The sequence below is a fragment of the Neiella marina genome (genome assembly GCF_002165625.1).
Taxonomy (GTDB): Bacteria; Pseudomonadota; Gammaproteobacteria; order Enterobacterales; family Neiellaceae; genus Neiella; species Neiella marina.
This window is the reverse complement of the sequence record NZ_NGNS01000011.1, coordinates 122,088-130,485: the sequence shown is the minus strand read 5'-3', so window position 1 is coordinate 130,485 and position 8,398 is coordinate 122,088. Positions and strand designations below refer to the sequence as shown.

The window sequence follows — 8,398 nt, the reverse complement described above, 5'->3', positions numbered from 1 at the left end:
TGATACTCCCCAAAAAGTAGTGTGGAGATCAGATCGAAGTTAACGGAAAAAGTTCAAAAAAATCCCCGCCAATTGCTTAGCGGGGATTTGTGTATAAGAGACAGCCCGAAGGTGGCTTTGATGAAATGATTTAATGGACAAATTTTTCGTTTATCTTAACTGTTAGCGGATGGTAGCCAGCCTTGGCTTGCTCAAATACGCGCTTGGCAAAAACTTTGCCTTGTTCAGTCTCACTTAACGCTTTGTAGAGCGGCGCAACTAGTTTGTTGCGACCAATGGTCATCAGATAGTTTTCCAGTCGCTGATAAGCAGGCTGATAGTCATTTTTAACCACCAGCATTAACCAACTATGGGCAATTTCATTATTGCTGCTTTGGGTCAAATTGAATGCTTGGTCTAAATCGAAAAGCTGCGCTTCGGATAATTGCTCAGGCATATTGTTGAGGAAGTACAACCACTGATGCACCACCCAGCCGTTGGTATTCAATTCTGATGCCGCACGATCAGCGATTAACCACGATTGACGTTCGGCATCGACCAAGTCAAATGCTGGTGATGTCGGAACAGCATGTCCTTCCGGCAATCCAGGCTGATGGATCCATTGCTCAATTCTCGCTCTGTCTAACTGATACGGCTTAATTAATTTATCATCGATATAAGCTTCGAATACCGATGCATCTAAGCTTTGGAAGGCAAAATCATTAAAGTACTGCAGCAAAAATGCATCAAATGCTTCGCGACCAATTTCTTGCTCGATTTCACGAAGAAACAATGCACCTTTCTCGTAGGGTACATCACTGAACACTTCATCTGGATCTCGCCCGGTTAAATCAATCGATAGTCGAGTATCGGCAGTTTCCATCGCCGCCATGTCATATTGCAAATCCTGATAACCCAGCATGGCTTCCATATCATAGCGTTCAGTACCGTAAAGCAACTCCATAATGCGATAAGTGAGATAAGTGGTGAAGCCCTCATTGAGCCATAAATCACTCCAGCTGGCATTGGTTACCGTGTTACCCGACCAGGAATGCGCCAGCTCATGGGCGATCAAGGACACCAAGGATTTATCGCCGGCAATAATAGTTGGCGTGATAAAGGACAAACGTGGGTTTTCCATGCCGCCAAACGGAAACGAAGGTGGCAAGATTAACAGATCATAGCGATCCCAACTGTAGGCGCCGTAACGCTGTTCGGTCAGCTCCAGCATGGCTTCAGTATCTTCAAACTCTGCAACTGCCGAATCCAAAACACTTGGTTCAGCATAAACACCAGTGCGAGGACCCATCGCTTTGAATTGCAGATCACCAACAGCAATGGCGATTAAATAAGACGGAATAGGCTGTGGCATCGAGAAATGATAGTCGCCATCTCGCTCGGTTTGCGGATCATTGCTGGCACTCATCACCGCCAGTAGCTCTGGCGAGGTTTGAATACGAGCGTCGTAAGTGACTCGCACACTGGGAGAGTCTTGCAGAGGGATAAAACTGCGAGCATGAATCGCTTGCGCTTGGCTAAACAGAAACGGTTGCTTTTTACCGGCAGTTTGCTGGGGTGTTAACCACTGCAAGCCGCTAGCTTTTGGCGATGTACGATACTGAATAACTGCTGATGTGGCTTGCGCTGGCAACTCAATTACCAGCGCCTGACCTAGGTTTGGATCCATTGCGCTTAGTGAAAATGGCACCGATTGGTTTTCGACTTTCACCTCGTCGATGGTCAAGTCTCTGGTATCGAGTATTAATCGGTTAGCCGTCGAGTTCAATCGCTCAAACTCAACCTCCGCAGTGCCTGACAGCACTGATTGGTCGAAATCAACGATTAGATCCAATGTTAAGTGGTTCATTCTCACTTCATCGAAGTTGCTATAAGAATGTGGATCGATGGTGCTGACCACAACCGCTATCGGTTGCGAACTATTTGCGGTGGTTTTCAACGCAGACTGTTGAGCAGCAGAAACGTCATTGCCGGGCTGAGGCGAACACGCCATCAGCAGCGATAACGCCACAAGCGGGAACAAAGATTTAGTCATGGTAAAGGTTGTTGCAGTAAAACACCGGCCAATGCTGTCACAAAAACGATCAAGGATAAAACCCCTGATGAGACATTATTCATTGTCCCAATATGGTTTTTCACCAAAGCACTCGGCAAAGTAATCGACAAAAGCTCTGACCTTAGGCGCAACCAACCTAGAGCTGGGATAAACAGCCCACAAGGCAGTGTCCGAAAGTAACGGATAATCACTTAGCACTTGTACTAATTCCCCCCGTTGCAAATGCCGGTAAGCCGACCAAGTAGAATTCACTGTGATTCCTAACCCTGCAGCACAAGCATCTCGCACTGCCTCGCCATTATCGGTCTTGAAGCTGCCGTTGGTTTTTACTTGTATGACTCCTTGGCCAGAATCGAAGGACCAAGTTTCTAGGCCCAGCAGATTAATACACCGGTGGTGATTGAGATCTTGCGGTGTCTTGGGCTCACCATGGGTTTCGATGTAGCTTGGAGACGCCGTTAATATGCGCCGATCGGAAGCTAGTTTTCGCGCAATCAATGTCGAATCTTTCAGCTCGGCGTTGCGAATCGCAACATCAAAGCCACCTTCAATCAAATCGACAATGGTGTCTGACATTCGAAGCTCAACAGTCAAATCCGGATAGCGCTCCAAAAATCCTGCCAATGCCGGCACCAAGTGCATGCGGCCAAATGACGCCGGAGCAGTGATCCTTAAGTTTCCTTGCGGCGTTAGTTTACCTGCACCCACTGCGGCTTTAGCTGCTTCGACGCCAGCCAATACTTCCTGTGCATGAGGGTAAAAAGCCTTACCTTCTTCAGTTAACGAAACTCTGCGTGTTGTGCGGTGTATCAATCGAACGCCAAGATTTTCTTCGAGTTTACCGATATGGGAGCTCGCAACAGCCGGCGATAAACCAAGTTCGGCACCGGCAGCGCTAATGTTGTTGGTCGAAGCGACTCTCACGAATAGTTTTAAATGGTCAATATTCATTATCAATAGAATCTAAAAAGTAAAGTAAGAATTCGATGATTATCAAATTTGAATATAGCAACTAAAGTTACTGAACAAAAACCAGCAAGGACTATTTCTCATGAAAGCGATGATTATCCGTCAGTTCGGTGGCCCTGAAGTGTTTGAGTCAGCCGAAATAGACAAACCAGCAGTCAAACCCGGCCATGTGGTGGTTAAGGTTGCAGCCACAAGCATCAACATAGTCGACACCATGATTCGGCAGATGGGCAAAGAGCTGCCATTATCGCCAGATTTGCCTGCGGTGTTGGGAATGGATTTTGCCGGCGTCATTGATGCCATCGGTGAAGGTGTGAGCGGCTTTGCTGTTGGTGATGAAGTGTATGGCTGCGCCGGCGGTTTAGCTGATCTACAAGGTAGTTTGGCGGAGTTCATGCTGGCAGACGCTAGATTGATTGCCCATAAGCCAAACAACATCAGCATGGCCGAAGCTGCTGCGTTACCACTAGTTGGCATTACCGCTTATGAGGGCCTAATGCGCGCCGGAACCAGCGCTGGCCAACAAGTACTGGTTCACGGTGGTTCTGGTGGCGTTGGTCATATCGCGTTACAAATCGCCAAACACTTAGGTGCCGATGTTTATGCCACTGGCGGCGGTGATGCGCAGTTGGCAATGATAGAAAACCTCGGCGCGATTGGCATTAACTACAAGACCGAGTCGGTAGCAGACTATGTTGCCAGCCATACTCAAGGTAAAGGGTTTGAAGTGGTGTTTGATTCAGTCGGTGGCGCCAATATGACTAACTCATTTGAAGCCGCTGCGCTCAATGGCCAGATTGCCAGCACCGTGTCGTTGGTTGAGTTGGACTTGTCCGTTGCCCACTTTAAGGGCTTGTCACTCCATGTGGTCTTTATGTTGATCCCTATGCTGCATGATTATCAACGCCAAGCTCACGGTGAAATACTAGCCGAACTGGCCAAAATGGTTGAGGCCGGCGCGGTTAAGCCTGTTCTTGATAGCGAGCACTTTAAGCTTGAACAAGTAGGTGATGCTCACGCTCGATTGGCGAGTGGTAAAGCCATGGGTAAAGTTGTGGTGTCTGTATAACCATCTGAAACAAAATTAGTAATTTATCATTGTCGTCGGTAGACGTGTGGCAAGTTGAATTGAAACAGAGAAGCAACCATGAGCAAACTAACACTCATCGCCAACATCATTGCGAAACCAGAGCAAGTAGAATTCATTAAAGCAGAGCTTATCAAGCTGATTGCACCGACCCGTGCTGAACAGGGCTGTCTTGGCTACGACCTGCACCAAGATAATGACAACCCAGCTCATTTCTTGTTCTTTGAGAATTGGCAATCTCGGGAATTGTGGCAACAACACATGAATTCACCACACCTTAAAGAATATTTGGCGGTCACTGAGGGTAAGGTTGCGAGCTTTACCCTGAATGAAATGACGCATATCGGTTAATAGCAGGCTTTACCGATCGAAAATGCCAGCGATGATATCGCTGGCATTTATTGTTTTGCCGAACGCTTAATTGGCAAATACCGTTAACTGTCTTTGCGCAACATCAGTTTCAGCTTGCTAGTCAATGACGCATTTACTTGTTTCATAACGGTACCGATAGTCGGACGGTTATCGGGGTTAGTAATTGGTAATGGCCGGCACAGCTGCATCGCCTTTAAACCAAGTCTGGCGCTGAGTAAACCGGCACCCAGTCCTTGCGCCCCACGAGCTGAAACTTTGCCCATTAAATCTGCACCAATGGATTGTAAGCCGATATCCAAAGTGAGTTCCGAAGCACCAGCATAAATAAGGTTGTAAACCACCAAACGGACCAACTTTAAACGACTAATAAAGCCAAGCTCAACACCATAGCAGGCGGCGACGTCATTTATCATCCGCAGGTTCCGCCAACCAATGACGAACATATCGAGCGCGGCGAGCGGACTTAAGGCCACAACCGCTGCAACTTGCGACGACGATTTAGAAACGATTTGCAGCGCTTTCTGGTCACAAACAGCAACCACAGTACTGTCATAAAGCGCCAAAATATCCGAATCAGTTTGGCTATCATTAATCAGGCTTTGCCATTGCTGTGTTGCTTCAATGAGCCCTGGCTGCAAGCTGGCTGGTAGCAAGGCTTTGCTGAAGCGGACAACATCATCGCATTGCTCACCGTCGATGATTTTCTGAGCCTCATTATGCTGCTGTTCTGTTCGACTCAATTGCACCAGCTTACGCCATTCGGCAAACGCCATCACCAACAAGCCGCCAAAGAACAAAACAAATAACAAAGCGTACAATCCGCTTAACCAACTCTGTTGTTGCCAAACAGAGTTAGCCAACACAACGCCTTCGATGGTGACTATGGTTGCTGCAAGCAACGCAATTGACTTGAGCCACCAATGGCTTTTTGATGAAGGCCTAAGGATATCGTCTACCGGTTGCGGTGGCTTGTCTTCCATTGACTCCACATCGATAGCTTGCTCTGACCAAGGTAGTTCTTCTTCATCAAGGATTTGCTTCGGTTCGAACGTTTCGGTGCGGTCGGATGATTGTTGTTCCGCAGTTGATGAGCGGGACGCACGCTGGGGTTCCAAAAATTCAGGCTCTTCTTCAAATAGCGCTTGTTGTTGGTGGCTATCCCCTTGCGACTTCATTTCAATACATCTCCCAGCAAGAACTCAATGGCTTTATCCATTCCAATGTGTGGCAACGGTGCGTAATCACTTTGTCGGGCAGGAGGCGCAAAATCAACAAAGTCGAAACTATGCTGCGCGAAAAAGGCCTCACTTGGCAAGCCTGCCGGCACTTGACCTGGAAACAGCGTGATCGGTTTACCATCACTCAACCTTAGTCCTTTCAGCGCTGGAATCGTTTGTGAGCCCTGTTTAACGTGACCAAAGCGCGTGCTGCGAATCGATGCCAGCGGTTGGTGCTGGATTTGAATATCGTTGTCTAGCGCTTGCGACTCTGCTCCTTGGCAAAGTTCAGCCAACAACTTGCCAAGCGCATCAAACTGCTCATTAGTGACATGATCTGCTTTGGTCGCAGCAACCAACAAACGGTCAATTTTGGGTTCAAAAAGCTGACGCCACCAACCTTGCTTACCGTACTGAAAACAGCTCATGACCTGAGTTAACGCTTGCTGCATCTCACGAAAATGAGCCGCCCCTTCATTCAGTGGCTGAAGGCAATCAACCAGAACAACTTGGCGATCGAAATGACGGAAAAAACGTTTAAAAAAGCCCTTTACCACGTGATTGACATAATATTCATAGCGGGCGCTTAGCAGCTGCCATAGCGCTTCGCTTGCGGGTTCATTCAGTAAGCGTTGCTGTGGCATAGGGAAAAAAGCTAATGCCGGAGTTCCTACAAGTTCGCCTGGCATTAGCAGGCGGCCCGGCTGCAGTAAACTTAGACCGAGTTGATCTTTGAAATGTTTTAACAGCGCCGCATAACTATCGGCACATTGATGAATTGCGTCATCATCAGGCTCTCTGCCCAACAAGCCTTCTGCCTCGGTAATCCAACGCGCAGCTGCCTCGGCGCGAGGGGCTTGCTCCATCAATTGCCACTGCTGCTCGCTCCATTGCTGAAAGTCCATTTGTAACATCGGCAAATCTAACAGCCACTCGCCAGGATAATCGACAATATCTAGCAACAGCTTGCTAGAATCGCCGGACCCTAACCAGCTTTTGTGCTTGGGCCGAAAGCAAATCTCAAGACGCACCTCTGAAATAGTATCGGTTGCCTTTGGCCACTCTGGCGCAACGCCCGATAAACTGCGTAAACCTGATAAATAGCGAAATGACGCAACATCCAAGTGAGGTTGAGCGACTTGTTTGGCACTGATTAAACGACGCTGACGAGCAACGTCGAGCAATGGCATGTGCTCGGCGCTATTGCCCTGTTGTAGTTGATTGATTAATGAAGTGATGAAAGCAGTCTTGCCACTTCGACTTAACCCCGTAACAGCCAGCGTTAATTGCTGGCTGCGGGCTCTTTCAATAAGGGTGTTAGCGGATTGAACAACTTGTTTTGCAGCTTGCTTTAGTTCCATATAGCACTTAGAGCTGATCTATCTCTCGTTTAAGATGAAATGCGCTGGATGTGACGTGGTGTTCCAGCGAACGTAATCGCACTTCCAAATCCGAGAATCTACCTTTTATGTCATGCAACGCCTGCCCTGGCAGTTCACCGCTTTGCCATACATTCGATTTAACGGCAATTGGTGGTTCATCAGAAAGCTGTTGATGTTCCGGTTCTTTGTCTAACACAAACCAAGCAACAATGTAGCAAAGCAAGGGTAAACCAAAGATTCCAGTCAAAATGATAGCCGAGGCCATCAATACCCGGACCAACCAAACTTCAAGTCCAAAGTAGTTGGCAATGCCGGCACAAACCCCGGCAAACTTGCCTCTTTTGTCATCCCGATAAAGTGTCCTTTTGCGCTCTGTCATGCCTTTTTCCTCCAGTCTGGAGACTCTGAATCCAAAATCGCTTCCAGCGTCTGAATTCGAGCAGCCATTTGTTCAGATTGTTCCGCCAGTTGCCGTAGCTGGCGGTACTCTTCCTCGGTTAAACCCTGCGATACTTGTCGCTTGGAGCGATAATGCATCACCAGCCAAATCGGAGCAACAATCAACAGGAACAGACATAGTGGTCCAACAATCATTGCGGCAAGAAATTCATAATCCATTTGTTACTCCAAAAATTTCGTTATTACGACTGTTCTGATTTTGCTTTCATTTTCGCTTTCAGCTGTTCAAGCTCACTGGTGATCTTTTCTTCAGCTTCCAAGGCGGCGAATTCATCAGCAAGATTTTTCGGCTGACCTAAGTCATGCGCTTCTACTTGAGCTTCTAAATCATCGATACGACGCTCGTAAGAGTCAAATCGAGTTAACGTGTCCGATACCTTACTGCTGTCAAGTTGCTGTTTCACCTGTAGTCTTGAAGTCGCAGTATTAGAGCGCATAACCATTGCTTGTTGACGCGCTTTGGCATCCTTTAGCTTATTCTGCAATTGCTCTAGCTCTTCTTTAAGCTTGTTCAGATTCTCATCAACAACCAGCATTTCATCTTTCATGCTGTCTGCCGCATCACTGAGCTTTTTGCGTTCACCGAGCGCTGCTCTAGCCAGGTCTTCGCGCTCTTTACCCAACGCTAGCTCAGCTTTGCTTTGCCACTCTTCGGCTTCCTGGCGTAAACGCTCAATACGACGCTCTAACTCTTTTTTGTCAGCCAAGGTACGGGCCGCTGATGAGCGAACCTCCACCAAGGTGTCTTCCATTTCCTGAATAATCAGGCGTAACATCTTCTCTGGATCTTCGGCCCGCTCTAGCAAAGCGTTGATGTTCGAGTTCACGATGTCCGCAAAACGTGAAAAAATACCCATTT

9 protein-coding genes are annotated in these 8,398 nt (G+C 47.7%); 2 read left to right on the top strand and 7 right to left on the bottom strand.

What is annotated here, in order from left to right; translation table 11 throughout:
* Nucleotides 1-130: 130 nt before the first annotated feature.
* The gene (locus CBE68_RS10425) at nucleotides 131-2,032 is read right to left on the bottom strand and encodes a M1 family metallopeptidase (RefSeq protein WP_087506020.1); all 1,902 of its coding nucleotides are present in this window, start codon (nucleotides 2,030-2,032) and stop codon (nucleotides 131-133) included.
* 75 nt (nucleotides 2,033-2,107) lie between these two features.
* Nucleotides 2,108-3,004, bottom strand: coding sequence for a LysR family transcriptional regulator (locus CBE68_RS10420; protein WP_087506019.1), 897 nt, complete (start codon nucleotides 3,002-3,004; stop codon nucleotides 2,108-2,110).
* 100 nt (nucleotides 3,005-3,104) lie between these two features.
* On the opposite strand from CBE68_RS10420, the gene CBE68_RS10415 reads away from it, so the two are divergent.
* Together CBE68_RS10415 and CBE68_RS10410 are read left to right on the top strand one after the other, a co-directional pair.
* On the top strand, nucleotides 3,105-4,091 hold the full coding sequence (locus tag CBE68_RS10415) for a zinc-dependent alcohol dehydrogenase family protein (RefSeq protein ID WP_087506018.1): 987 nt from the start codon (nucleotides 3,105-3,107) through the stop codon (nucleotides 4,089-4,091).
* Between the two features lie 78 nt (nucleotides 4,092-4,169).
* Entirely contained in the window at nucleotides 4,170-4,460 is a 291-nt protein-coding gene (locus CBE68_RS10410) for a putative quinol monooxygenase (RefSeq protein WP_087506017.1), read from the top strand.
* An 83-nt stretch (nucleotides 4,461-4,543) separates the two neighbouring features.
* On the opposite strand, the gene CBE68_RS10405 is transcribed toward CBE68_RS10410, so the two are convergent.
* The 5 genes from CBE68_RS10405 to pspA are packed head-to-tail and all read right to left on the bottom strand — an operon-like array spanning nucleotide 4,544 to nucleotide 8,396.
* Entirely contained in the window at nucleotides 4,544-5,656 is a 1,113-nt protein-coding gene (locus CBE68_RS10405; RefSeq protein ID WP_087506016.1) for a YcjF family protein, read from the bottom strand.
* The gene (locus tag CBE68_RS10400) at nucleotides 5,653-7,059 is read right to left on the bottom strand and encodes a YcjX family GTP-binding protein (protein ID WP_087506015.1); all 1,407 of its coding nucleotides are present in this window, start codon (nucleotides 7,057-7,059) and stop codon (nucleotides 5,653-5,655) included. Before CBE68_RS10400 ends, CBE68_RS10405 begins: the two co-directional genes overlap by 4 nt.
* Nucleotides 7,060-7,066: 7 nt before the next feature.
* A complete protein-coding gene (gene pspC / locus CBE68_RS10395) occupies nucleotides 7,067-7,459 on the bottom strand; it encodes an envelope stress response membrane protein PspC (protein ID WP_087506014.1) in 393 nt (130 codons plus the stop codon).
* Nucleotides 7,456-7,698, bottom strand: a complete 243-nt coding sequence (gene pspB, locus CBE68_RS10390; protein ID WP_087506013.1) for an envelope stress response membrane protein PspB — start codon at nucleotides 7,696-7,698, stop codon at nucleotides 7,456-7,458. The genes pspC and pspB overlap by 4 nt, the downstream gene beginning before the upstream one ends.
* A gap of 23 nt (nucleotides 7,699-7,721) precedes the next feature.
* Entirely contained in the window at nucleotides 7,722-8,396 is a 675-nt protein-coding gene (gene pspA / locus CBE68_RS10385) for a phage shock protein PspA (protein ID WP_087506012.1), read from the bottom strand.
* Nucleotides 8,397-8,398: the final 2 nt, after the last annotated feature.

Coding starts and splice junctions, on each gene's coding strand:
- pspA (WP_087506012.1), bottom strand. CDS start 8,396: ATGGGTATTTTTTCACGTTTTGCGGACATCGTGAACTCGAACATCAAC.
- pspB (WP_087506013.1), bottom strand. CDS start 7,698: ATGGATTATGAATTTCTTGCCGCAATGATTGTTGGACCACTATGTCTG.
- CBE68_RS10410 (WP_087506017.1), top strand. CDS start 4,170: ATGAGCAAACTAACACTCATCGCCAACATCATTGCGAAACCAGAGCAA.
- CBE68_RS10415 (WP_087506018.1), top strand. CDS start 3,105: ATGAAAGCGATGATTATCCGTCAGTTCGGTGGCCCTGAAGTGTTTGAG.
- CBE68_RS10405 (WP_087506016.1), bottom strand. CDS start 5,656: ATGAAGTCGCAAGGGGATAGCCACCAACAACAAGCGCTATTTGAAGAA.
- pspC (WP_087506014.1), bottom strand. CDS start 7,459: ATGACAGAGCGCAAAAGGACACTTTATCGGGATGACAAAAGAGGCAAG.
- CBE68_RS10420 (WP_087506019.1), bottom strand. CDS start 3,004: ATGAATATTGACCATTTAAAACTATTCGTGAGAGTCGCTTCGACCAAC.
- CBE68_RS10425 (WP_087506020.1), bottom strand. CDS start 2,032: ATGACTAAATCTTTGTTCCCGCTTGTGGCGTTATCGCTGCTGATGGCG.
- CBE68_RS10400 (WP_087506015.1), bottom strand. CDS start 7,059: ATGGAACTAAAGCAAGCTGCAAAACAAGTTGTTCAATCCGCTAACACC.